The following is a 389-nucleotide window of genomic DNA, read 5'->3' as shown; positions in this document are numbered from 1 at the left end:
CTTCCTGCTGTGCGGCGTTCTTGGTTGCCTGCTTGCCGGCCTGCTCCAGTGCCTGGGCCACCTTGGTCAGGTTCGTGACGTGGGAACCGGACCATTCGTTGCGGAACTTTTCCGCGTCCGGGCCCTTCCAGTCAGTGCTGTCCAGAGCCTTCGTCAGCTGCGACTTGGCCTTCTCAATCTCGGACGAACCAGCCTGAAGCTTGCTTCCCAGCGCCTTGAGCTGGGCAATGTCTGCACCCCAAATAGCCATTAGTTATCTCCTTCAATCAACGGACCCGATCCGATCGGCTCCCCAGCGGCCCCCGGCTCATCCGGAAGATCCATTACCTAGAAACTATCCCGCGGCCCAAACCACTGTCGATGGGCACCGCTCCCCATGGGACCTTCCC

At 60.7% G+C, this 389-nt stretch carries 1 protein-coding gene; it reads right to left on the bottom strand.

All coding sequences use genetic code 11. From position 1 onward, the window contains the following. Window positions 1–250 (bottom strand): hypothetical protein (locus tag WMN78_RS13350; RefSeq protein ID WP_340534197.1); only part of this gene is annotated, 250 nt, incomplete at its 3' end. Window positions 251–389: the final 139 nt, after the last annotated feature.

Source organism: Arthrobacter oryzae (genome assembly GCF_037911235.1).
In the GTDB taxonomy this organism is placed as follows: domain Bacteria; phylum Actinomycetota; class Actinomycetes; order Actinomycetales; family Micrococcaceae; genus Arthrobacter; species Arthrobacter oryzae_E.
The sequence above is the reverse complement of the archived record's forward strand: the minus strand, read 5'-3'. Positions and strand labels throughout refer to the sequence as shown.